Genomic DNA, 24,136 nt, shown 5'->3' on the forward strand with positions numbered 1-24,136 from the left:
TTGCTTGGTTGGGTCTTTCAAGGCTAGCCACGCTCGCGCAAGCTGCGAGGCCTGGAGCGTTACCGGGCGTTGCGGCGGCGGTACAGTGTGGTGCGATCTAGCTGTGCAACTGTCCCTTGAACCCAGCCTGGGGCGGGGCACAATGGTGCTTCGATCCGCCCAGCCAGGAGTGCCCCTCGATGGACCTGACGACACTCGCCGTTTTCATTCCGGCCTGCTTCGCGCTGAACATGGCGCCCGGGCCCAATAACCTGTTATCCATCAGCAACGCCTCGCGTTATGGCTTTGTCCGGGCGTGCAGCGGAGGCATCGGTCGACTGGTGGCATTTGCAATCATGATCGCCCTGGCAGCGGTGGGGCTCACCGCCGTGCTGCATACCTCGGAAGTGCTGTTCCTGGGAATCAAGCTTGTCGGTGCCGGTTATCTGTTCTACCTCGCCGTGCAGTTGTGGCGCGCTCAGCCTGAGGCCGGTAGCGAAGCGGCGATCACGACGATCAGCATGACCAGCCTGGCACGCCAGGAATTCCTGGTGGCGATCGGTAATCCGAAGGCGATCCTGTTGTTTACCGCGTTCCTGCCGCAGTTCGTCGACAGGGCGGGCACCGTTACCCAACAGTTCGCGGTGCTGGGCGGTTTGTTCCTGGCGCTGGAGTGCATTGCCATCGGGTTGTATTGCTACATGGGCATCCATGCGCGGCGGCTGTTCGCCCAGCCCAGTGGCAAGCGTCTGTTCAATCGGATGTGTGCGGGGCTGCTGGCCGGTGCGGCGTCGTTTTTGCTGGTGGCACGCAGGACTTAGATCACCTGAGGGCCCTATTTGGGCCGGGGACTTGTCCCTCGCCACAGGAACGGCGCCTGACTTTGATTTTTTGATGAAAAAGCCCCTGGCGACCGGATCGCCAGGGGCTTTTTCATGGCTGCGGGGTATTACAGGCCGGCAGCGGCGCGCAGAGCGTCGGCGCGGTCGGTCTTTTCCCAGGTGAAGGTGGTGAAGGTATCGCCATCGACTGTCTTGGTCTGCGGTGTGCGGCCGAAGTGACCGTAGGCCGCAGTCTCCTGGTACATCGGATGCAGCAGGTCGAGCATTGTGGTGATGGCGTATGGACGCAGGTCGAACACTTCGCGTACCAGCTTGATGATCTTGTCGTCGCCGATCTTGCCGGTGCCGAAGGTGTTCAACGAGATCGAAGTCGGCTGAGCGACGCCGATGGCGTACGACACCTGGATCTCGCAGCGCTCGGCCAGGCCGGCGGCCACGATGTTCTTGGCCACGTAGCGACCGGCATAGGCGGCAGAGCGGTCAACCTTCGAAGGATCCTTGCCGGAGAACGCGCCGCCACCGTGACGGGCCATGCCGCCGTAGCTGTCGACGATGATCTTGCGACCAGTCAGGCCGCAGTCGCCCACCGGGCCACCGATGATGAAGTTGCCGGTCGGGTTGATGTGGAACTGGGTGTCCTTGTTCAGCAGCTCGGCAGGCACTACGTGCTTGACGATCAGTTCCATCACGCCTTCGCGCAGGTCTTTGTAGGAGACTTCCGGGTTGTGCTGGGTCGACAGCACGATGGCGTCGATGCCGACCACCTTGCCATTTTCGTAGCGGCACGTGACCTGAGACTTGGCATCCGGACGCAGCCATGGCAGCAGGCCGGACTTGCGTGCCTCGGCCTGGCGTTGCACCAATTGGTGCGAGAACGTGATCGGGGCGGGCATCAGCACGTCGGTTTCGTTGCTGGCGTAGCCGAACATCAGGCCCTGGTCGCCGGCACCCTGGTCTTCCGGCTTGCTGCGGTCCACGCCCTGGGCGATGTCCACCGACTGCTTGCCGATGATGTTCATCACGCCGCAGGTCGCGCCGTCGAAGCCGACCTCGGAGCTGTTGTAGCCGATGCCCAGGATGACGTCGCGAACGATCTGTTCCAGGTCGACCCAGGCCGAGGTGGTGACTTCGCCAGCGATGATCGCCACGCCCGTTTTCACCAGAGTCTCGCACGCCACGCGGGCGAACTTGTCTTCAGCAATGATGGCGTCCAGCACCGCATCAGAAATCTGGTCGGCGATTTTGTCCGGATGCCCTTCAGACACGGACTCGGAGGTGAAAAGGGAGTATTCGCTCATCTCGATGTTTTCCTACAAGTTACCGATGGTGAGTGTCACCAGCCGGCCGCTGAAAATGGCGGACCTGGATCTGGAAACCATTTCGTAAGCCTACATAGAGGCTTTCCCCGGGCACGAGGCCCGCAGTGGTGGCCCAACGGGCCAGGTCGTCCTGTTCGAACCCCAGCCAGAGATCACCGCAGGCCTCCCTGGCCCAGCTCTGGTTGTGGCTGCATAACTCTGTCACCAGCAGGCTGCCGCCTGGTTGCAGCAGGCCGGCCATGTGCTTGAGGGCATCGGCCGGCGCGGCGAAATGATGAAGTACCATGTTCAATACGACGCAATCGGCCTGCAGGTTCACACCATTCAAGGCATCGGCCAATTGCAGGCTGACATTAGTCAGGGTTTCGCGCTCGCATACCTGGCGAGCCAGCTCGAGCATGGCCGGGCTGTTGTCCAGCGCCGTGACCTGGCTGAAGCGTCTTGCCAGTTCCGGCAGGAAGGCGCCATCGCCAGGACCCACCTCGATGGCGGTGGCGTCGGGCGCAAAGCTAAGTTTGTCCAGCAGCGCCAAGACACTTTCACGGTATTGCGGCAATCCTGCGATCAGGTCCTGCTGGGCGCGAAATTTCTCCGCGACCCGGGCAAAAAAATCCTGGCTGGCGGCGGCCCGTTGCCCATGGACCTGGGCAATGCGGGCCTGCACGTCCGTCGGCAGGCTCAGCTCGTCCACTTCTTCCAGCAATGCCGCGTGCAGCTTGCCACCCAGAAGGTCGGTGTGGGGCAGGGCGCGACGGTAGAAAATTGCATTGCCTTCACGGCGGGTCGCCACCAGGTCGGCCTGGGCGAGGACCTTGAGGTGATGGCTCATGCCGGACTGGCCGATGCCGAAGATCTGTGCCAGCTCCAGCACGCCGAACGAATCGTTGGCCAGGGCGCGCAACACATTGAGGCGCAACGGGTCGCCACCGGCCTTGCAAAGGGCCGCCAGTTCATCGCTATCGTTATGCTGAAGGGAAGGCGCACGTAAGTTCATAGGGCGGCAGTCTAGACAGGGGGTTATGTCATCGCAAGTTCAATATCAAAAAGTTTTGATATTGAGCGATAAATGGCACTTCCCGGAGCGCGCTCGACTCTACAGCTCATCAGCGGAAAGGTTTCACCTGGCGAAAGCGACTTTATCCACCGGAAAAACCGCTCTGGATGACTATCTGTCATTGCCCCCGGGCGGGTGGGTGAGGGAAAATGCTCGCCTTTTTTCAGTTTCGTCTATTCAAAACCCAGGAGATCAGCGATGCCCAGCCGTCGTGAGCGTGCCAATGCCATTCGTGCCCTCAGCATGGATGCCGTGCAAAAAGCCAACAGCGGCCATCCAGGTGCCCCGATGGGCATGGCGGATATCGCCGAGGTGCTGTGGCGCGACTACCTCAAGCACAATCCGAGCAATCCGTGCTTCGCCGACCGCGACCGCTTCGTGCTGTCCAACGGTCACGGTTCGATGTTGATCTACTCGCTGCTGCACCTGACCGGTTACGACCTGTCGATCGATGACCTGAAGAACTTCCGCCAGTTACACAGCCGCACCCCGGGCCATCCGGAATACGGCTACACCCCGGGCGTCGAAACGACCACCGGCCCGTTGGGTCAGGGCCTCGCCAACGCGGTGGGTTTTGCCCTCGCCGAAAAAGTTCTGGCGGCCCAGTTCAACCGTCCTGGCCATAACGTGGTCGATCACCATACCTACGTATTCCTGGGCGATGGCTGCATGATGGAAGGTATTTCCCATGAAGTCGCCTCCCTGGCCGGCACCCTGGGCCTGGACAAGCTGATCGCTTTCTACGATGACAATGGCATTTCCATCGACGGCGAAGTCGAGGGCTGGTTTACCGACGACACCCCCAAGCGCTTCGAAGCCTATAACTGGCTGGTGATCCGCAACGTCGACGGCCATGACCCGGAAGAAATCAAGACCGCCATCGAGACCGCTCGCAAGAGCGCCCAGCCGACCCTGATCTGCTGCAAGACCACCATCGGTTTCGGCTCCCCCAACAAGCAAGGCAAGGAAGACTGCCACGGGGCCCCGCTGGGCGCCGAGGAAATCGCCCTGACCCGCGCCGCGTTGAAGTGGGAGCACGGTCCGTTCGAAATCCCTGCCGACATCTATGCCGAATGGGACGCCAAGGAAAAAGGTCGTGCGCTCGAAGCCGATTGGGATCAGCGTTTCGCTGCCTATTCCGCCGAGTTCCCTGCGCTGGCCAATGAACTGGTCCGTCGCCTCAGTGGCGAGCTGCCAGCCGACTTCGCCGAAAAGGCCTCGGCCTATATCGCCGAAGTCGCAGCCAAGGGCGAAACCATCGCCAGCCGCAAGGCCAGCCAGAACACCCTCAATGCCTTCGGCCCGTTGTTGCCCGAGCTGCTGGGCGGTTCGGCCGACCTGGCCGGTTCCAACCTGACCCTGTGGAAAGGCTGCAAGGGCGTCAGTGCCGAAGATGCCAGTGGCAACTACATGTACTACGGCGTGCGTGAGTTCGGCATGAGCGCCATCATGAACGGCGTAGCCCTGCATGGCGGCCTGGTGCCTTATGGCGCGACCTTCCTGATGTTCATGGAGTACGCCCGCAACGCCGTGCGCATGTCGGCGCTGATGAAAAAGCGCGTGCTCTATGTGTTCACCCACGACTCCATCGGCCTGGGCGAAGACGGCCCGACTCACCAGCCGATCGAGCAACTGGCCAGCCTGCGCTGCACTCCGAACCTCGATACCTGGCGCCCATGCGATGCCGTGGAGTCGGCGGTGGCCTGGAAATACGCCATCGAGCGCAACGATGGCCCATCGGCCTTGATCTTCTCCCGTCAGAACCTGCAGCACCAGGCCCGTGAAGCTGGCCAGATCGACGACATTTCCCGTGGCGGCTATGTGCTCAAGGACTGCATCGGTGAGCCCGAGCTGATTCTGATTGCCACCGGTTCCGAAGTCGGCCTGGCCGTCCAGGCCTACGACAAGCTGACCGCCCAAGGCCGCAACGTGCGTGTGGTGTCCATGCCATGCACCAGCGTGTTCGATGCCCAGGACGCCGGCTACAAGCAGTCGGTATTGCCACTGCAGGTCAGCGCCCGGATCGCCATCGAGGCCGCTCACGCCGATTACTGGTACAAGTACGTTGGCCTGGAAGGCCGCGTGATCGGCATGACCACCTACGGTGAATCGGCACCTGCCGCAGCCTTGTTCGAAGAGTTCGGTTTTACCCTGGAGAACATCCTGGGTCAGGCTGAAGAGCTGCTGGAAGACTGATCCGCAAACAGGTTGTCTGTTCTGACGCCATCGCGAGCAAGCTCGCTCCCACAAGGGTTTTCACCGACCCTGTGGGAGCGAGCTTGCTCGCGATAGCGGTGGCCCAGACGACACTGCCTCAATGGATTCAACCAGGTCAGAGAACCCCATGCCCCAACCGCGTCCCTACAGAGTTGCACTCAACGGCTACGGCCGGATTGGTCGTTGCGTCTTGCGTGCGTTGTTCGAGCGAGGGGCCAAGGCCGGGTTCGAGATTGTGGCCATCAACGATCTGGCCGACATGGCCAGTATCGAATACCTGACACGCTTTGACTCCACCCACGGCCGGTTTCCCGGCGAAGTGCGGGTCGAGGGCGATTGTCTGCATATTAACGGCGACTGCGTGAAGGTCTTGCGCAGTGCCACCCCCGAAGGCATCGATTGGGCGTCCCTGGATGTCGATCTGGTGCTCGAGTGCTCTGGCGCCTACCACACCCGCGAAGACGGCCAGCGTTTTCTCGCTGCCGGCGCGCCACGGGTGTTGTTCTCCCAGCCGATGGCCAGTGAAGCGGACGTGGACGCCACCATCGTCTACGGCGTGAACCAGGATTGCCTGACCGGCGAAGAGCTGCTGGTGTCCAACGCGTCCTGCACCACCAACTGCGGCGTGCCGCTGTTGCGCTTGCTGGACCAGGCCGTCGGCCTGGAATATGTGTCGATCACCACCATCCACTCGGCGATGAACGATCAGCCGGTGATCGACGCCTATCACCATGAAGACTTGCGCCGCACCCGTTCGGCGTTCCAGTCGGTGATTCCGGTGTCCACTGGTCTGGCGAGAGGCATCGAACGGCTGCTGCCGGAACTTGCGGGACGAATTCAGGCCAAAGCCGTGCGGGTGCCGACGGTCAACGTGTCCTGCCTCGATATGACGATGCAGACCGTGAGCGATACCGACGCCACCGAGGTCAACCGGATCCTGCGCGAAGCCGCCACCAGCGGCCCGCTCAAAGGCTTGCTGGCCTATACCGAGTTGCCTCATGCCAGTTGTGACTTTAACCATGATCCTCATTCGGCCATCGTCGACGCCAGCCAGACCCGCGTTTCCGGGCCTCGGCTTGTGAACATCCTGGCCTGGTTCGACAACGAATGGGGATTTGCCAACCGAATGCTGGACGTTGCCGGGCACTACCTGCAGGCGGCGACTTCGCTTTCTGATTCCCAGCGTTCTGTTTCAAAAAAACCTGCTCTCTAAACAGTTATCCAGGAATTGCGACCCATGACCGTGTTGAAGATGTCCGACCTCGATCTGCAAGGTAAGCGCGTACTGATCCGCGAAGACCTCAACGTCCCCGTCAAGGACGGTGTCGTCACCAGCGACGCGCGCATCCTGGCTTCGCTGCCGACCATCAAGCTGGCCCTGGAAAAAGGCGCGGCCGTGATGGTCTGCTCGCATTTGGGCCGTCCAACCGAGGGCGAGTTCTCGGCCGAGAACAGCCTCAAGCCAGTGGCCGACTACCTGAGCCGCGCCCTGGGCCGTGAAGTGCCGCTGGTGGCCGACTACCTGGGTGGCGTGGACGTGAAGGCCGGCGACGTCGTGCTGTTCGAGAACGTGCGCTTCAACAAGGGCGAGAAGAAGAACGCCGACGAGCTGGCGCAGCAATATGCCGCCCTGTGCGACGTGTTCGTGATGGACGCCTTCGGTACCGCGCACCGTGCCGAGGGTTCGACCCATGGCGTGGCGAAGTTCGCCAAGATCGCGGCGGCGGGCCCATTGCTGGCCGCCGAACTGGATGCGCTGGGCAAGGCCCTGGGCGCTCCCGCCAAGCCGATGGCCGCCATCGTGGCCGGTTCCAAGGTCTCCACCAAGCTCGACGTGCTGAACAGCCTGAGCCAGATCTGCGATCAGTTGATCGTCGGCGGTGGTATCGCCAATACCTTCCTGGCGGCCGCCGGTCATCCGGTCGGCAAATCCCTTTACGAGCCGGACCTGCTGGATACCGCCCGTGAAATCGCCGCCAAGGTCAGCGTGCCGCTGCCGGTGGACGTCGTGGTCGCCAAGGAATTCGCCGAAAGCGCCAAGGCCACCGTCAAGGCGATCGCCGACGTGGCTGAAGACGACATGATCCTGGACATCGGTCCGCAGACCGCGGCCAATTTCGCCGAGCTGTTGAAGGCTTCCCAGACTATCCTGTGGAACGGCCCGGTGGGCGTGTTCGAATTCGATCAGTTTGGCAACGGCACCAAGGTCCTGGCCCAGGCTATCGCCGAAAGCCCGGCGTTCTCCATCGCAGGTGGCGGCGATACCCTGGCGGCCATCGACAAGTACCGCGTGGCTGACCGGATTTCCTACATTTCGACCGGTGGCGGTGCGTTCCTCGAATTCGTCGAGGGCAAGGTGCTGCCGGCGGTGGAAATCCTCGAAAGCCGGGCCAAGGCCTGAGGTTAGGTTGACCGGGCAAAGGAGTGTTCTGATGGTCAAGACGTGGGCGCTTTTGTTTTCGACCGTGGCCCTGGCCGCTTGCGGGAGTCAACCGCAGGCTACGTCGGAGCCGGCTCCCCGTGAGCCGGAGCCAGGCTGCTACCAGGCGGAATGGCAGGCGGAAACCAACCCGGTGCTGAACAAGCGCTCCGGGCCGGACGGTCTGGACAAATACGAAACGCAAACCCCGGCCAAGGAACATGGCTGTCCTTGACGGGTCTGACCCTTTAACTCATGGCTGGCGGCCTGTGCCGTCAGTCGAGGAACACGGATGAAAGGCTTTATCGCCATCATGGCGTTGGCATTGCTGGCCGGTTGCGCGCAGTTGAACCTGTTGCATTCGTCCGAACCGGTGGCGGGTTGGACGACCTGGACTTGCGACAGCGAGGCCAAGGTCATCTGGCGCTATACCGACGATACCCGCAATGCTGTCGAGGTGCGCCTCGGCGGCGCCGAGCAGGTGTATCGCCTGAAGCAGGAACCGGGTGCGTCGGGTGCGCTGTACAGTGACGACATGCTGGCGTTCCATATCAAGGGTGAGGAAGGCCTGGCGTATTGGGTCGCCACCAATGATCTGATCGGACGCGGTTGCAAGGCCCAGTAATACGATTGAACCGACCACGAAAATCCAAATGTGGGAGCGGATCCAGTGTGGGAGCGAGCTTGCTCGCGATAGCGATGTACCAGGTAACAGTAATGTTGAATGTACCCTCATCGCGAGCAAGCTCGCTCCCACAGGGATCGCGTCAGTATTTGGGTTTAGCGATACCGAACACGCAGGCCGGGGACAAACCCCGACCCGCAATGACTTGAATAGCCGCCGCCGCTCCGGCAGGCTGGCACGATTAACGACCCTCGACCGGGAGAGACACACAAATGGCACTTATCAGCATGCGTCAGATGCTGGACCACGCAGCCGAGTTCGGCTATGGCGTTCCAGCCTTTAACGTCAACAACCTTGAGCAGATGCGCGCCATCATGGAAGCCGCTGACAAGACCGACTCTCCGGTGATCGTCCAGGCTTCGGCCGGTGCTCGTAAATACGCCGGCGCCCCGTTCCTGCGCCACCTGATCCTGGCGGCGATCGAAGAATTCCCCCATATCCCGGTGTGCATGCACCAGGACCACGGCACCAGTCCTGACGTCTGCCAGCGCTCTATCCAGCTGGGCTTCAGCTCGGTCATGATGGACGGTTCCCTGGGCGAAGACGGCAAGACCCCGACCGACTACGAATACAACGTGCGCGTCACCCAGCAGACCGTGGCCATGGCCCACGCTTGCGGCGTTTCCGTGGAAGGCGAACTGGGTTGCCTGGGCTCGCTGGAAACCGGCATGGCCGGCGAAGAAGACGGCATCGGCGCCGAAGGCGTGCTGGACCACAGCCAGATGCTGACCGACCCCGAAGAAGCCGCCGATTTCGTCAAGAAAACCCAGGTCGATGCCCTGGCCATCGCCATCGGCACCAGCCACGGCGCCTACAAGTTCACCAAGCCGCCTACCGGTGACGTGCTGGCGATCGACCGCATCAAGGAAATCCACAAGCGCATCCCCAACACCCACCTGGTGATGCACGGTTCGTCCTCGGTGCCGCAGGAATGGCTGGCGATCATCAACCAGTACGGCGGCGACATCAAGGAAACCTACGGCGTGCCGGTTGAAGAGATCGTCGAAGGCATCAAGCACGGCGTGCGCAAGGTCAACATCGACACCGACCTGCGCCTGGCCTCCACCGGTGCCATGCGCCGCCTGATGGCAACCAATCCGAGCGAATTCGACCCACGCAAATTCCTCGGCGCCACCGTCACCGCCATGCGTGACGTGTGCATCGCCCGTTACGAAGCGTTCGGCACCGCCGGCAATGCTTCGAAGATCAAGCCGATCTCCCTGGAAGGCATGTACCAGCGTTACCTGAAGGGTGAGTTGAACGCCAAGGTCAATTGAGGCTTCAGTGGTGAGAAAACCCGCAGTGATGCGGGTTTTTTTATGATTGCTGGCTTAGCTGCAGGTAAAGCCTTTGATCTTGCCTTCCTGATCCACCGTGATGCTGAGACGATTCTTGTTTAAATCCTTGGTAAAAAAGATGCCACCTGGAGTGGTGCTTCTTACAGCATCTGCCCCGGCTTTGGCTTTGGCGTCATTCTCTGTGCTGGAATCGAATGTCTTGCCGACAAGATCCTTGACCAGCGTTTCATCGCAAGCGGCTTGGGCATGAGCGGCGGTGCTGAGCAGCAAGGCCGATACCAGGTTGAATAATCTGTGGCTCATGGTAGCTAAACTCCTTTTTATGGGGGCCTCCATCGAAGGAATGCCCCAGGCGTTATATGGTCTGTACGACGCGATAGTCATGCTGCGTTGAACAACATGACCTCGGTTTTCGATGACTTTCCGTACAAATCTAAGCTACTGCGCCCAGTTGTTTGAAACTACTGTCATAGATGACAGTTTTTTATGGGGATTTGGGCTTTGCGTCTGTGGTACCCGCCCGGGTGATTACAGCATTAGGAGGGGCGTGCCCTCTGGCTACTGTAGGAAATGACAGTTTTTATAAATTTTAAGATGGATTGATTCTTCTTGTTCCCCATTTGCAGCGTATCGCCGCTCCAGCTTTACTTTGGGCGTTAATCTTGGTGCCCGTTAACCACGTTGGCCGAACGCAGGCTTTGTGCAGTGGGCATCCTGCCATGGATGATGGGATAGCTGCGCTGGGCCATGGATGGCCCTTCGCAGCGGGTCCTCGGAGCAAGGCCGGAGTGAGGGCGCACCGAGCCTGGGCGAGGTGCCGAGTGGTGGGACAAAAGCGCTTTGGTTGCTTTCGCGCTTTTCGAAAGTGACCCGCTGTAAGAACGGAACCGTCAGCAGCCCCGTTATCGCGGCAATGGACGTACACACGGTACCTGTCTATCGAAAGCACCCGATCAAGTGTTGTGATCGATATCCAGCTTGCTGAACGTCACTTTTCCGCCTTCGCTGGTATAGCCCGTGTTGTCCTGCACGTAGACACCGGCCTTGAAATACAACGGTTTGACGCGCCAGGCGCCGCCGACGGTGGTGTACCAGCTATACCCGGCGGCGGTGATGCCAAGGTCGCCGGTGCGGTCGAGGTGCAATCGGTAGGAAAAGGACCGATCGAGGGCTATGCCCGTGGCAATGGTGATGACCCGGCCCTCGTCGTCATCGGGGCGCATGCGCACCTTGGCGACAATATTCCCGGTTTTGCTGTCGTCCTTGTATTGGTATTCCAGCTTCACCATGGGCTTGTTGCTGTCCTTGGCGTGGATCTGGCCAATCACGACCTTGCCGCTGCTGGGGACCTGGTTGACGACCAGCGTCGCGCTCAATTTATTGTCGGCCTCGGGGAACAGCCAGTTGCGCAAGGTGCCGTCTCTATAGGTCTCTCGCAATTCGCTGCGCGGATAGACGGCATTTTCAGTCTTGGTGCCGGTGACGGGCGACCAGAAATACACCTTGCTGCCTTCGGAGTTGAAGTACTTATTCTGGAACCCATCCACCAGCCGTGGTGTTTCGATGGTTTTCGGCGGGCTGCCTTCGGGAATGCTCAAGTTCCAGGTTGCAAGATCGACCATGTGCGGATCCCTCTACAGAGTAAAAAGTTGCAAGACCTAGCCGAAGCCTCTAATTCGAGCTTTTCAGATGACTGGATGATGCGCGGGGTGACTTTTTCCTGTCCGTCAGAGTGGCCCTGGCCGATTTTGTGCCCGAGAAGCATGACCGTTGGTCGGTCAGACTGAAAATTTTTTGAACGATGGCCCTATGGCATCTGTCGCTTGATCGCCTCGCACAGGCAGCGTTCCCTGCTGCTGTGCCCCGTGAAAGTCAGATGTTGTGTTGGATTTCCAGCAGGCTGAACGTCACTTTTCCGCCTTCGGTGGTGTAGCCGGTGTTGTCCTGGACATAGGCGCCGGCCTTGAAATACAGCGGTTTGACTTTCCAGCTCGGGTCGATGGTGGTTCGCCAGCTATAGCCCGCTGCGCTGATCCCCAGTGCACCCTTCGGGCTGAGGTGAATCTGATAGGAAAAGTTGCGGTCGAGCTTCACGCCCGTGGCAATGGTGATGACCTGGCCTGTTTCGTCGTCGGGACGCATGCGTACCTTGGCGACGATGTTGCCCGTGGAGCTGTAGGTCTTGTACTGGTATTCCAGCTTGACCATGGGGCTGTTGCTGTCCTTGGTATGGATCTGGCCGATCACGATCTTGCCGGTGCTGGGCACCTGGTTGACGGCCAGGGTCGCGCGCAGCTTGTTATCCGCCGCCGAGTACAGCCAGTTGCGCAAGGTGCCATCGCTGTAGGTTTCCCGCAGTTCGCTGCGCGGGTAGATCGCGTTGGCGGTCGTGCTGCCGGTGACCGGAGCCCAGAAGAACGCAACACCGGTTTCGGCGTTGAAGTACTGGTCCTTGAATCCTTGCGCCAGGCGTGGGGTTTCGATGGTGATTGCTGGGCTACCTTCGGGGATGCTCAGGTTCCAGGTGTTAAGGTCAATCATGTTCAGATCCTGTCGTTAAAAAAAATGTGCACGCCACCGCGAAGGCTCTAACCCGCGCGTTCGGGGCGCCCTGATAACACCGGAATGAGCTTTTTGTGGTTTGTTCGGCGGATGTTTGACGTCAATAGTGCGTCGCTGAGGTCTATTGCAGTTTCTGTGCCTGAGGCGGGTGACCGTTAGTCGGCTATTTCGGGCTTTGTCAGGATGATGGCGTGATGACAGCTACTGCTTTTCATAAACCCGGTCTAGAGTGAGATCACAGTAATTTGTCCGTTTTGCTACTGAAAACGGACATGGCGCCCCGATAAGAGAAGCAGCATGGAATGCGTGCAACCTACGCTTGGTGAAGAGAACTCTGTCCTTCTGGTTGTTGATGATTACCCTGAAAACCTGATCAGCATGCGTGCATTGTTGCAGCGTCAGGATTGGCAGGTCATGACCGCGTCCTCGGGTGTCGAGGCCCTTAATCTGCTGCTTGAACACGACATCGATCTGGTGCTGCTGGATGTGCAGATGCCGGACATGGACGGGTTCGAGGTGGCGCGCCTGATGCGTGGCAGCCAGCGTACGCGGCTTACGCCGATTATCTTCCTGACCGCCAACGAGCAGTCCCAGGATGCGGTGATCAAGGGTTACGCCAGTGGCGCCGTGGACTACCTGTTCAAACCCTTCGACCCGCAGATCCTCAAGCCCAAGGTTCACGCCTTGCTGGAGCACCAGCGCAATCGACGGGCCTTGCAGCGCCTGAGCCAGGACCTGGAGGCGGCCCGGGCATTCAACGCCTCGGTGCTGGATAACGCCGCGGAAGGTATCCTGGTGGTGGATGAAGACGGCTGCATTCGCTTCGTCAATCCGTCGGCCTGTCGCCTGCTCAATGCCACCGCCGAGCAATTGCAGGGCACGCCGTTCCTGGACTATCTGCAGAAGCCGCACATTCCCCAGTGGGCCGATTCCGACATCCACGTCGCTTATTGCCGAGGCCAGACCTGGCGCCTGCACGATGCGGTATTGCGTACGGCTCCCGGCCAGCAGGTGTCGGTGGCGTTGTCCTGCGCACCGTTGCCTTCGGAGCAGAAAGCCATGGTGGTGACTCTCCAGGACATGTCGGTGGTCCGCCACTTGCACCAGCAACTCGAATTCCAGGCCGTCACGGACCCGTTGACCGGTCTGCTCAACCGCAGAGGGTTCTATCAGACCGCCGAGAACCTGCTGATGCGCAGCGAGCGCCTGGAGAGCAACTGGGTGCTGTTATACCTGGATCTCGATGGCTTCAAGCGCGTCAACGATTCCCTGGGCCACGATGCCGGTGACCGGGTGCTGCGCTGGGTGTCGGAACAGTTGAAGGCGTGCCTGCGGCCGTTCGACATCCTGGCGCGGCTCGGTGGCGATGAGTTCACGGCCTTGCTGGACCTGGAGCACCCGGAGCAGGCCGCCAAGATTGCCGAGAAGCTCATCGAGCGTGTCTCGATCTGCCAGCAGATCGAAGGCATGGATGTGACCCTGGGAGCCAGCATCGGTATCGCGACGTACCCGGACTGCGGTGCCAACCTGGATGGCCTGTTGCGGGCTTCCGACATCGCCATGTACGAGGCCAAGCGTGCCGGTCGCCAGCAATACCGTTTCTATGATCATGAAATGAACGGGCGCGCCCGGTCCCGGCTGATGCTCGAGGAAAGCGTGCGTTCGGCCATCGAGAACCGTGACTTCAATATGGTCTACCAGCCCCAGGTCAGCATCGGCGATGGACGTATCCGCGGCTTCGAGGCGCTGTTGCGCTGGCAGCACCCGAGCGTCGGCGATGTTCCGCCGGGCCTGTTCCTGCCGTTGCTGGAGGAGGCGCGACTGATCAGCCGGCTGGGCAGCTGGATCTACCATCGCAGCGCGGCCCAGCGCAAAGTCTGGGAGCGGCTGTTCGCCGACGACCTGGTGCTGGGAGTGAGCCTGAGCAGCACCCAGTTCGGCATGCCGAACCTGGTGACCGAGTTGCGCCAGGTGCTGGAGCGCCATGCCTTGAAACCCCGACAACTGGAAGTCGAGGTGACCGAAGACGCGCTGATGCGCAACCCTGACGAAACCAACAAGCAATTGCGCCTGCTGCGTCATCTCGGCGTGCGGGTGGCGCTGGATGACTTCGGTTCGGGCCCCTGCTCGTTGACCCACCTGCGCGACCTCGAACTCGATACGCTCAAGCTGGATCGGCACCTGATCGCCCGATTACCGGACTCACCCCGGGATGCGGCCCTGGCTGCCTCGGTGATCGACCTGTGCTCGCAGTTGGGCTTGCGGGTGATCGCCGAAGGCGTGGAAACCGTGGAACAATATCGCTGGCTGCAAGCCCACGGCTGTGAATATGTGCAGGGCTTCCTCGTAGCGCGGCCCTTGATGGCCGAAGACACCGACGTCTTCGCCAAACCGTTCGACTGGAGCGCGGTGCAGGCTTGAATTCGCTACACTGACGGCCTTTTTCGACTGTCTTGCCACCGATGATTTCGCTCAAATACCTCCAGGCCTACCCCGCGGCCCTGCAAGCCCAGGTGCAGCAATTGATTGCCCAGGATCGCCTGGGGGATTACCTGCACCAGCGCTATCCCGGCCGGCATCAGATCCAGAGCGACAAGGCCCTTTACGGCTACGCGCTGGACCTCAAGCAGCAATATCTGCGTAATGCGCCGGCCATCGACAAGGTGCTGTTCGACAATCGCCTGGATCTCACCCACCGTGCCCTCGGGCTGCACACTACGGTGTCCCGCGTGCAAGGCAGCAAGCTCAAGGCCAGGAAGGAAATCCGCATCGCTTCGCTGTTCAAGGAGGCGGCGCCCGAATTCCTGAAAATGATCGTGGTGCACGAACTGGCTCATTTCAAGGAGTCCGACCACAACAAGGCGTTCTACCAGCTCTGTGAATACATGTTGCCGGGTTACCATCAGTTGGAGTTCGACTTGCGGGTATACCTGACCTGGCGCGACCTGCAATCAGCCAAGGAATGACCGGATGGACGTCAGCAAGACCAAAAGCAGTTTCTATCGCCGCCTGTATGTGGCCTACCTGATCGATAGTGGGGTGGCCAGCAACATTCCGGCGCTCACCGACGCCACCGGCATGCCGCGACGCACGGCCCAGGACACCGTCGCAGCGCTGGCGGACCTGGACATCGTGTGTGAGTTCGAACAGGAGAAGGGCGCCCGCAACCATGCCGGGCATTATCGGATCCGTGATTGGGGGGCGATTGATCGGCGCTGGATCGAGGCGAACCTGCAGCGGATCAAGGCGGTGCTCGAGTATCCCTGATGGTGGTGTGATGTCTTGGGCTGGCCCTATCGCGAGCAAGCCCTTCACATTGATCTTCAGACGCACGATCGAGGTACAACGTAGCCCCCCCGTGGGCTTGCTCGCGAAGAGGTCAGCAGGGACGATGCATCCCGATGTGTGGAATACCATCCTCCAGATACTCCACGCCCACCACTTCAAACCCGTACCGTCCGTAATACCCCTGCAAATGCGCCTGGGCCGATAATGAGATCGGGATGCCGGGCCAGTGTTTCTCGGCGTGTCTGAGGCCCTGTTCCATCAGTTGATGGCCCAACCCCCTGCCCCGTGATTCTGGCGCGATCACTACGCGTCCGATCACCACGTCGCTGTTCTGCGAGTGGGGGTCGAGCAAGCGCAGGTAGGCCACCAGGTGGTTTTCCTGCCAAGCCATCAAATGACAGGTGTCGCCTGCCAGGTCCAGGCCGTCAACGTCCGGATAGGCGCAATTCTGCTCGACCACGAACACGTCGGCGCGCAGTTTCAAGATGGCGTACAGCTGTTCCTTGCTCAGGTCACTGTGGTGTTTGCAGACCCAATCGATATCCATTTTTTTGAATTTCCTGAAGAAGCCGATGCCGATATTAAGCGCCCTTTCTTCGGAAGTCGCTTATCGGCGCGACCGAAAAAACTGTGACAAAGGCCAAAATGCCATCATTCATTTATCACGGCGTTGTCGCCTTTATGTAATCTTTTGGCAAGGCCTGCGCAGCGGCTTCAATGAGCTAATGTTAGGACGCAGGTTTCTGACTGTTCCTGAGTTTCGGCTAAAAACACGGGCTTTGCACCCTTCAAGGATGTCTGGCATGCCGCGATTGCATCAAGCTCTTGTTTTGATCGGGTTGCTGTGGGTGGGCCAGGACGCCTTTGGGCAGAAACTGCGCCTGGTCGGCGATGGCTGGCCCCCCTTTACCGATTCCACGCTGGTCAATGGAGGACTGGCGACCGACATTGTCAGCACCGCGCTGGCGCGTGCCGGCTATGCCAGTGAGTTCGAGCAGGTGCCCTGGGCCCGGGCGATGCTGGGCATCAGCGAGGGTCGTTATGACGTGCTGGTCAACGCCTGGTACAGCGAGGAACGCACCCATATCGGCCGGTTCTCGGCCGAATACCTGGTTAACCGGGTGCGCTTTCTCAAGCGCAAGGACGCTGCGGTCCAGTTCGACACGCTGCAACAGCTCTACGCCTATCCCATCGCCGTGGTTCGTGGTTATGCCTACTCGAAGGCGTTCGACGAGGACTCGCAGATGCAGAAAGTCCCCGTGCACAACTTCGCGATGGCGGTGCGCATGCTGGCGGCCGACCGTGTGAAGCTGACCCTGGAAGACGAATATGTCGCCCGTTATTACCTGGCCCACGAATCCGCCAAGGTGCGTAACGCTGTCGAGTTCCTGCCCAAGCCACTGAGCGAGAACAGCCTGCATATCCTGGTCAGCCTGAAGAACCCGAACCATGAGCAGATCGTGGCGGGGTTCGATCGGGAGATCGCGGCGATGAAGGCGGATGGCAGTTACGCGCGGCTATTGAAGCAACATGGCATGTAGTGACGGGCTACTGATGGCTTGTCCCAAGCAGGCTCGCTCCCGCATCTGGAATGCATACCGTTGTAGGAGCGAGCTTGCTCGCGATGAGGCCCGCTCAGACACCGTATGCCTCAAGCCTCGTCAGTTTCCTTGATCAGATGCGCCGCCAGGGTCCGCAGAGGGCCCAACTGACGACAGATCAGGCCCAGTTGGGTTTGTACCAGCCGCTGGCCTTCATCGATTTCATCGGGCATCTGCTCCAGCTCATTGGCCAGGGCTTCTTCCTCGTCGCTCTGGACCACGATCGGGGTTTTGCTCGCCAGGCCTTGGGCGATTTCATCGATGCTGGTCGCCAGCTTCGCTCCCGCTCCGTCGATCAACTGTTCGCGTACCTGCGCCGGCAGTTCGGTTCCCCGATGGGCGCCCAGGCCGGACAGATAGCTGAGCAAGGTGTGCGAGAGCACCAGGAAGCGGAACCCGACATCGGCTTCCTTACGAAAGTGCCCCGGCTCCATCAGCATGTTGGCCAGTGTGGTGGACAGCGCGGCATCGGCGTTATGGGCATTGCGGCGGGCCAGGCGATAGGCCAGGTCGTCCCGTTTGCCGGCGGCGTATTGCTGCATGATCTGGCGCAGGTAGATGCTGTTGCAGGTCAGCGTGTTGGCCAGCACCTTGTTCAGCCGGCGGCCCTGCCAGTCCGGCAGGAACAGGAACACCGCAAGTCCGGCGATCAGGCTGCCGAGCAGGGTATCGAACAGCCGCGGCAGCAGCAGGCCATAGCCGTCGCCCACCTGGTTGAAGCAGAACAGCACCATGATCGTGATCGCGGCTGTCGCCAGGGTGTAGCGGGTGGTGCGGTTGGTGAAGAACACCACCCCGGCGGCAATGGCGAAGCACGATTGCACCAGCGGGTTGGGGAACAGATCGAACAGTGCCCAGGCCACGATCAGGCCAATGGCGGTGCCGATGATCCGCTGGCCGAGCTTGCGTCGGGTGGCGCCATAGTTGGGTTGGCAGACGAACAACGTGGTGAGGATGATCCAATAGCCTTGTGACGGGTGGATCAGATGCACCATGGCGTAGCCGACGCTCAACGCCAGGGGCAGGCGCAGGGCGTGCCGGAACAGCAGCGAAGTGGGCGTGAGCTGGGTGCGCAGGCGCAGCCAGACGTCCTTGAGGCTGCGTGGCGAGCGATCCAGCAGGCTGCTGTCGGTGGCGTCGGCCAGGGCGTCGGGGTTGCTGGCATCGCTGAGCAGGCGATCCATGGTGCCCAGGTTCGCTGCCAGTGCCCGCAACGAACGCAGCAGGCCACGCCAGGCCGGGTTGCTCTGGATTCGCAGGTGTTCCAGGGAGGCGTGCAGATCGTCGAGGGCTTCGGCAAAGGTATCGTCGTAGATGAACGGCTGGCGCATCTGGATCGATTCGGCAAGGGCCTGGCAAGCCTTGCCTTGCTGGCGCAACAGGCGCTGGCAGCGGAACAGCACGTCACTGTGGAAGAAGGCTTCGGCCAACGCGTTGTAGGGGTAGTGGGACGAACTGGCGCGTTCGTGGATGTCCTGGGCGAGGAAGTACAGCTTCAGGTAGCGGCTGACCTTCGAACCCGGTCGACCATTGCCCACGCGGTGCAGGATGATTTCCTTGGCCGAGTTGAGCGCGGCCACCACACGGCCGTTCTGCTGCGCCAGTTCCAGGCGCCGGGCTTCCACGTCCAGTTGCCGGATCGGTTCGAGCAGCGACGACTTGAGCTTCAGGTAACGCCCCAGTTCGCGAAACAGCCGCGCCAGGCTCTGCTGCACCGGCTGGTTGGAAAAGAGCATGTGCCACAGCACCGAGAGCATGCCGTACCACGCCGCACCCGCCACCAGCAGCAAGGGCTCATGCCAGAAGTCGTTGACCGCGCCGCCGCGCTGGTCCACGCCGATCATGGTGTAGACCGAAAGAATCAGGGTGGCCGAGGCGATCGCGCCATAGCGCTCGCCCAGGGCGCCGAGCATGGTCAGGCCGAAGCTCGCCAGGGCCAGGGCGATAACGAACAGCACGGGATAGGGAAACAGCAGCTCCACCGATAATGCGGCGACGCTGAAGCAGACCAGGGTAACGGCCAGTGCGTTGAGGCGGCCCTGCCAGTTGTCGTCGGTCTCGGCCAGGGCACTGGCGATGATGCCCAGGAACAAGGGAATCAGCAGGGCCATTTCGTCCAGGTACCAGCACAGCGCCATGCTGCCGGTCAGGGCGATGAATACCCGCACGCTATAACTGAATTTATCCAACGCCCAAAGGCGACGCAGAGACTGACGGAACGAGGTCGATGACATGAAATGCACGGGCCTGACGGGCAATGACACTAAATTGAGGCAGTAATGACGCCGACGCAATGGCGGCGATCACATCTGACAGCAAAAAGTGTTCCGGGAGCCATCACCAGCCGCTGTGGGAGCGAGCTTGCTCGCGATGGCGGCAGTCCTGTCACATCGATGTCGACTGAACCGCCACGATGGCGAGCAAGCTCGCTCCACAGGGTTAGCGCGTTCAAATCGTGTCGGATCAGACGTACTGCGCGGCGGCGTACCCCGAAGCCCAGGCCCACTGGAAGTTGAATCCGCCCAGATGACCGGTGACGTCCAGTACTTCGCCAATGAAATACAGCCCCGGGCTTTTCAGCGACTCCATGGTCTTGGACGAAACCTCCCGGGTGTCGACGCCGCCCAGGGTGACTTCGGCGGTGCGATAGCCCTCGGTGCCGGCCGGGACGACATTCCAGCTCGCCAGTTTCTCGGCAATGTCCGCCAGCTCCGCATGGGTGTATTGCTTCATGGGTTTGGAGACGAACCAGGTGTCGGCCAGCAGGTTGGCCATTTTCTTGGTGAACAACTCACCCAGCAGGGTTTTCAACTCACTGTTGGGGCGTTCGGCCTGTTGCTGTTGCAGCCATTGCGGCACGTCATGGTCGGGCAGCAGGTTGATCTGCACCGTGTCCCCCGGTTCCCAGAACGACGAGATCTGCAGGATCGCCGGACCGCTGAGGCCGCGATGGGTGAACAGGATGTTCTCGCGAAAGCTCTGGTCGTTGCAGCTCACCAGGCAGTCCACCGACGTCCCCGACAGCTCGGTGCATAGCGCCTTGAGCTGATCGGTGATGGTGAACGGCACCAGTCCGGCGCGGGTCGGCAGCAGTTGGTGGCCGAACTGCTTGGCCACCTGGTAACCGAAACCTGTGGCTCCCAGGGTCGGGATCGACAATCCGCCGGTGGCGATCACCAGGGATTGACAGGCGATGGCGCCGAGCGTGGTTTGCAGCAGGTAGCCGCCGTCGGTTTTTTCGATCTGGGTGATGGACGTATCCAGGTGAAGGCTGACGCCGGCCTGGTCGCATTCGTCCAGGAGCATGCCGAGGATGTCGCTGGACTTGTTATCGCAGAACAGCTGGCCGAGTTTTTTCTCGTGATAGGGCACACCGTGCTTGGCCACCAGGGCGATGAAATCCCACTGGGTGTAGCGCGCCAGGGCTGATTTGCAGAAATGCGGGTTCTGTGAGAGAAAATTGCCCGGCTCGGTGTACATGTTGGTGAAATTGCAGCGCCCGCCGCCGGACATGAGGATTTTCTTCCCGGCCTTGTTGGCATGGTCCAGCAACGTGACCTGCCGCCCGCGTCCAGCGGCGGTCAGCGCGCACATCAAGCCCGCGGCGCCAGCGCCAATGATCACGACTTCGGTAGAGCGCAAAACGGTGTCCTCTCAACTTTCTCGCATACTGAATGTGGGAGCGAGCTTGCTCGCGATGGCGGCGTGTCAGGCAGCATCAATGCCGCTGATCCACCGCTATCGCGAGCAAGCTCGCTCCCACAGTTTGATCTGTGTCGGGTTGCAGATCGCTTTACAGGATCCGCACCCGCAACGAGCGCCCCTTGATCTTGCCGCTGTTCAAGCGCTGCAGCGCCTGTTTGGCGATACCGCGCTCCACGGCCACGTAGGCCTGGAAATCGAAGATCGCGATCTTGCCGACCTGGGTGCCGGGAATGCCGGCTTCGCCGGTCAGCGCGCCTAGGATGTCACCGGGACGGACCTTGTCCTTGCGCCCGGCAGCGATGCACAGGGTGCTCATGGCCGGCAGCAGCGGACCGCCACCCTGGGGCTTGAGGTTATCCAGTTGATCCCAGTTCAACGGTGACTTCTGCAGTTGCTCGATGGCCTGGGCGCGGTGCGCTTCGGACGGCGCCACCAGGCTGATGGCGATGCCTTTCTCACCGGCGCGACCTGTGCGACCGACGCGGTGGATGTGGATTTCCGAGTCCCGGGCCAGCTCGACGTTGATCACCATGTCCAGGGCGTCGATGTCCAGGCCACGGGCCGCCACGTCGGTGGCCACCAGCACCGAGGTGCTGCGGTTGGCGAACATCGCGAGCACCTGGTCGCGGTCGCGCTGTTCCAGGTCGCCGTGCAGGCCGACGGCCGAGATACCCTTGGCGGCGAGGTGATCGACGGTTTCCTGGACCTGCTGCTTGGTGAAACAGAACGCCACGCAGGAGGCCGGGCGGAAATGCGCCAGCACCTTGACCACCGCTTCCATGCGCTCTTCGGGAGCGATTTCGTAGAAACGTTGCTCGATCTGCGCATCGGAATGCAGCGCCTCGGCTTTCACCTGCTGCGGGTTGCGCATGAACTTGGACGACAGCTGCTTGATACCTGCCGGATAGGTGGCGGAGAACAGCAGCGTCTGGCGGCGTTCCGGGGTCTGCTGGATGATGTCTTCGATGGCATCGTAGAAACCCATGTCCAGCATGCGGTCGGCTTCGTCGAGGATCAGGGTGTTGAGGCCATCGAGTACCAGCGAGCCCTTGCGCAGGTGCTGCTGGATGCGCCCGGGCGTGCCGACGATGATGTGGGCGCCGTGTTCGAGGGAGGCGATCTGCGGGCCGAAGGACACGCCGCCACACAGGGTCAGGACCTTGATGTTGTCTTCGGCGCGGGCCAGGCGGCGGATTTCCTTGGCCACCTGGTCGGCCAGCTCGCGGGTCGGGCACATCACCAGCGCCTGGCAACCGAAGAAGCGCGGGTTGATCGGGTTCAGCAGGCCGATGCCGAAGGCGGCGGTCTTGCCACTGCCGGTCTTGGCCTGGGCGATCAGGTCCATGCCCTTGAGGATCACCGGCAAGCTTTGCGCCTGGATCGGCGTCATCTGGGCATAACCGAGTGATTCGAGGTTAGCCAGCATGGCGGCGGACAGCGGCAAAGTATCAAAAGCGGTGGCGATGGTGGTCACGGGACAGGCCTGCAAAACAAAATGTCGCGCAGTGTAGCAGCCTCGTGCCACTTTCTTCGAAAGTTCTGGACGAGCGTGGATTTCTCAGGGCGATCACAACGGTGCTGATTGTTCGTGGCAAGGGATTCATGTATGGCGAGGGGATTGATCTGTGGCGAGGGGATTCATCCCCTCGCCACAGGAAGGGGCACGGCTTCAGTGCTCGATATGCTCATCATGACGTTTCTGCCGCCGCCCGTCCTGCTTGGACAGTTGGGAAAAAATCGTCGCCGCCAGCATCGCCATGATGCCCACCGTCAGGAACGTCAGCTGGAACGCGCCCAATACCGTGTCTACCCCGTCGTTACCGATCTGGGCCGTGAAGCCGCCAAGCAGGGCGCCGGCGCAGGCCACGCCCAGGCTCAGGGAGAGTTGCGCCACCACCGACAACAGGCTGTTGCCGCTGCTGGCGCTGGCGTCGTCCAGGTCGATCAGGGTCACGGTGTTCATGGCTGTGAACTGCAGCGAGTTGATCGCTCCCAGCACCGCCAGTTGCGCCAGCAGCAACCAGTACGGGGTCTGCTCGCTGACCAGCCCCATGCTCGCCAGCATCACGCCCAGGGCCACGGTGTTGCCAGTCAGGACGATGCGGTAGCCCAGGCGCTCGATCAGTGGCCGGGCCACGGATTTGGCGACCATGGCCGCCGCCGCCAGGGGCAGCATGCTCATCCCGGCCTGGGACGGTGAGTAACCCAGGGCCACTTGCAGCAGCAACGGCACCAGGAACGGCAGGGCACCGCTGCCCAGGCGCGCGAACAGGTTGCCGAGAATACCCACGGCAAACGTCCGGGTCTTGAACAGCGATGGCGGGAACAGCGCGTTCTCCACATGCCCGGCCCGCAGCCAATAGGCCGCCAGGCAGGCCATGCCGCCGAACAGCAACAGCATCACCCGCAGGTGCGGCAGGTGCAGTTCACCCAGGCCTTCCATGGCGATGGTGATCAGCACCATCGCCGCGCCGAACAGCAGGAACCCCAGGCTGTCGAACCGGGTGCGCTCGCTGCCCCGCAGGTCCGGGATGAATTTCCATACCGCATAACAACCCATCACCCCCACCGGCAGGTTGATGATGAAGATCCAGTGCCAGGACAGGTATTCCACCATCCAGCCGCCCATGGTCGGGCCGATCAGCGGGCCAAGCAGGCCGGGAATGGTGATGAAGCCCATGATCCGCACCAGTTCCGAGCGCGGGTAGGCCCGCAACACTACCAGCCTGCCTACCGGGAGCATCAAGGCGCCGCCCAGGCCCTGGATGACCCGCGCACCGATCAGCATGTTCAACGAGTTGGACAGGGCACACAGCAATGAGCCGAAGCTGAACAGCAGGATGGCACCAAAGAAGATTTTCTTGGTGCCGAAGCGGTCGGCGATCCAGCCGGAGGCCGGAATCAACAGCGCCACGGTGAGCATGTAGGCGATGATCACGCCTTGCATGCGCAACGGGTTTTCCGCCAGGTCGCTGGCCATGGCGGGCAGGGCGGTATTGAGGATGGTCCCGTCCAGGGACTGCATGAAGAAGGCGATGGCCACCACCCATGGAAGCCAGCGGGCGGTGACGGCATCGAGCGGGGCGCGGTTGGGCATGGGACCTCTTGTATGAAGTATTGAAACGGGCGAACACAGCGCCTGTGGCGAGGGGATGAATCCCTGGCCA

Annotated in this window: 21 protein-coding genes; 11 read left to right on the forward strand and 10 right to left on the reverse strand. The window is 61.2% G+C overall.

Annotated features, from left to right (window positions below):
* Window positions 1-179 precede the first annotated feature (179 nt).
* Window positions 180-800, forward strand: coding sequence for a LysE family translocator (locus BT179_RS06365; RefSeq protein WP_072430876.1), 621 nt, complete (start codon window positions 180-182; stop codon window positions 798-800).
* 128 nt (window positions 801-928) lie between these two features.
* On the opposite strand, the gene metK is transcribed toward BT179_RS06365, so the two are convergent.
* Both metK and BT179_RS06375 read right to left on the reverse strand, forming a co-directional pair.
* The gene (gene metK / locus BT179_RS06370; protein WP_072390063.1) at window positions 929-2,119 is read right to left on the reverse strand and encodes a methionine adenosyltransferase; all 1,191 of its coding nucleotides are present in this window, start codon (window positions 2,117-2,119) and stop codon (window positions 929-931) included.
* A 19-nt stretch (window positions 2,120-2,138) separates the two neighbouring features.
* Window positions 2,139-3,134, reverse strand: coding sequence for an ArsR/SmtB family transcription factor (locus tag BT179_RS06375; RefSeq protein ID WP_072390060.1), 996 nt, complete (start codon window positions 3,132-3,134; stop codon window positions 2,139-2,141).
* A gap of 258 nt (window positions 3,135-3,392) precedes the next feature.
* On the opposite strand from BT179_RS06375, the gene tkt reads away from it, so the two are divergent.
* The 6 genes from tkt (at window position 3,393) to fba (ending at window position 9,792) form a co-directional block, all read left to right on the forward strand.
* Window positions 3,393-5,390, forward strand: a complete 1,998-nt coding sequence (tkt, locus tag BT179_RS06380) for a transketolase (protein WP_072430875.1) — start codon at window positions 3,393-3,395, stop codon at window positions 5,388-5,390.
* Between the two features lie 148 nt (window positions 5,391-5,538).
* Window positions 5,539-6,624 carry an erythrose-4-phosphate dehydrogenase gene (epd, locus tag BT179_RS06385; RefSeq protein WP_072390054.1) on the forward strand — a complete coding sequence of 362 codons (1,086 nt, stop codon included), beginning with the start codon at window positions 5,539-5,541 and terminating at the stop codon, window positions 6,622-6,624.
* A gap of 24 nt (window positions 6,625-6,648) precedes the next feature.
* Window positions 6,649-7,812, forward strand: coding sequence for a phosphoglycerate kinase (locus tag BT179_RS06390; RefSeq protein WP_072390051.1), 1,164 nt, complete (start codon window positions 6,649-6,651; stop codon window positions 7,810-7,812).
* A 31-nt stretch (window positions 7,813-7,843) separates the two neighbouring features.
* Window positions 7,844-8,065 carry a hypothetical protein gene (locus tag BT179_RS06395; RefSeq protein WP_072390048.1) on the forward strand — a complete coding sequence of 74 codons (222 nt, stop codon included), beginning with the start codon at window positions 7,844-7,846 and terminating at the stop codon, window positions 8,063-8,065.
* A 57-nt stretch (window positions 8,066-8,122) separates the two neighbouring features.
* Window positions 8,123-8,455, forward strand: coding sequence for an MliC family protein (locus BT179_RS06400; protein WP_072390045.1), 333 nt, complete (start codon window positions 8,123-8,125; stop codon window positions 8,453-8,455).
* 272 nt (window positions 8,456-8,727) lie between these two features.
* A complete protein-coding gene (fba, locus tag BT179_RS06405) occupies window positions 8,728-9,792 on the forward strand; it encodes a class II fructose-bisphosphate aldolase (protein WP_053156043.1) in 1,065 nt (354 codons plus the stop codon).
* 54 nt (window positions 9,793-9,846) lie between these two features.
* On the opposite strand, the gene BT179_RS06410 is transcribed toward fba, so the two are convergent.
* From BT179_RS06410 to BT179_RS06425, 3 genes are all read right to left on the reverse strand, one after another.
* Window positions 9,847-10,116, reverse strand: coding sequence for an I78 family peptidase inhibitor (locus BT179_RS06410; protein WP_072390042.1), 270 nt, complete (start codon window positions 10,114-10,116; stop codon window positions 9,847-9,849).
* Window positions 10,117-10,766: 650 nt separating this feature from the next.
* A complete protein-coding gene (locus tag BT179_RS06420; RefSeq protein WP_072430873.1) occupies window positions 10,767-11,435 on the reverse strand; it encodes a polysaccharide lyase family 7 protein in 669 nt (222 codons plus the stop codon).
* A gap of 250 nt (window positions 11,436-11,685) precedes the next feature.
* Window positions 11,686-12,354, reverse strand: a complete 669-nt coding sequence (locus BT179_RS06425) for a polysaccharide lyase family 7 protein (RefSeq protein ID WP_072390036.1) — start codon at window positions 12,352-12,354, stop codon at window positions 11,686-11,688.
* A gap of 318 nt (window positions 12,355-12,672) precedes the next feature.
* On the opposite strand from BT179_RS06425, the gene BT179_RS06430 reads away from it, so the two are divergent.
* From BT179_RS06430 to BT179_RS06440, 3 genes are read left to right on the forward strand one after another with little or no spacing between them, the layout of a single operon-like run.
* Window positions 12,673-14,796 (forward strand): putative bifunctional diguanylate cyclase/phosphodiesterase, encoded by a 2,124-nt coding sequence (locus BT179_RS06430; protein ID WP_072390033.1) that lies wholly within the window; start codon window positions 12,673-12,675, stop codon window positions 14,794-14,796.
* Window positions 14,797-14,837: 41 nt separating this feature from the next.
* Complete coding sequence (locus BT179_RS06435; RefSeq protein ID WP_072430872.1) at window positions 14,838-15,341, forward strand: M48 metallopeptidase family protein; 504 nt, start codon at window positions 14,838-14,840, stop codon at window positions 15,339-15,341.
* A 4-nt stretch (window positions 15,342-15,345) separates the two neighbouring features.
* Window positions 15,346-15,642, forward strand: a complete 297-nt coding sequence (locus BT179_RS06440; RefSeq protein ID WP_072390027.1) for a winged helix-turn-helix domain-containing protein — start codon at window positions 15,346-15,348, stop codon at window positions 15,640-15,642.
* Window positions 15,643-15,754: 112 nt separating this feature from the next.
* Here the strand turns inward: BT179_RS06440 and BT179_RS06445 are convergent, their stop codons facing one another.
* A complete protein-coding gene (locus BT179_RS06445; RefSeq protein WP_072390024.1) occupies window positions 15,755-16,210 on the reverse strand; it encodes a GNAT family N-acetyltransferase in 456 nt (151 codons plus the stop codon).
* Between the two features lie 256 nt (window positions 16,211-16,466).
* Here BT179_RS06445 and BT179_RS06450 point away from each other — a divergent pair, with 256 nt between their 5' ends.
* On the forward strand, window positions 16,467-17,204 hold the full coding sequence (locus BT179_RS06450; protein ID WP_072390021.1) for a substrate-binding periplasmic protein: 738 nt from the start codon (window positions 16,467-16,469) through the stop codon (window positions 17,202-17,204).
* A gap of 110 nt (window positions 17,205-17,314) precedes the next feature.
* Here the strand turns inward: BT179_RS06450 and yccS are convergent, their stop codons facing one another.
* From yccS to mdtD, 4 genes are all read right to left on the reverse strand, one after another.
* Window positions 17,315-19,498 carry a YccS family putative transporter gene (gene yccS / locus BT179_RS06455; RefSeq protein WP_072390016.1) on the reverse strand — a complete coding sequence of 728 codons (2,184 nt, stop codon included), beginning with the start codon at window positions 19,496-19,498 and terminating at the stop codon, window positions 17,315-17,317.
* A 229-nt stretch (window positions 19,499-19,727) separates the two neighbouring features.
* The gene (locus BT179_RS06460; RefSeq protein ID WP_072390013.1) at window positions 19,728-20,906 is read right to left on the reverse strand and encodes a BaiN/RdsA family NAD(P)/FAD-dependent oxidoreductase; all 1,179 of its coding nucleotides are present in this window, start codon (window positions 20,904-20,906) and stop codon (window positions 19,728-19,730) included.
* A gap of 151 nt (window positions 20,907-21,057) precedes the next feature.
* Window positions 21,058-22,395: an ATP-dependent RNA helicase DbpA gene (dbpA, locus tag BT179_RS06465; protein ID WP_231991124.1), complete on the reverse strand. Its 1,338-nt coding sequence runs from the start codon at window positions 22,393-22,395 to the stop codon at window positions 21,058-21,060.
* Between the two features lie 243 nt (window positions 22,396-22,638).
* A complete protein-coding gene (mdtD, locus tag BT179_RS06470; RefSeq protein WP_072390010.1) occupies window positions 22,639-24,066 on the reverse strand; it encodes a multidrug transporter subunit MdtD in 1,428 nt (475 codons plus the stop codon).
* Window positions 24,067-24,136: the final 70 nt, after the last annotated feature.

Origin of the sequence: Pseudomonas sp. NFACC43 (assembly GCF_900119645.1) — a bacterium.
Taxonomy (GTDB): domain Bacteria; phylum Pseudomonadota; class Gammaproteobacteria; order Pseudomonadales; family Pseudomonadaceae; genus Aquipseudomonas.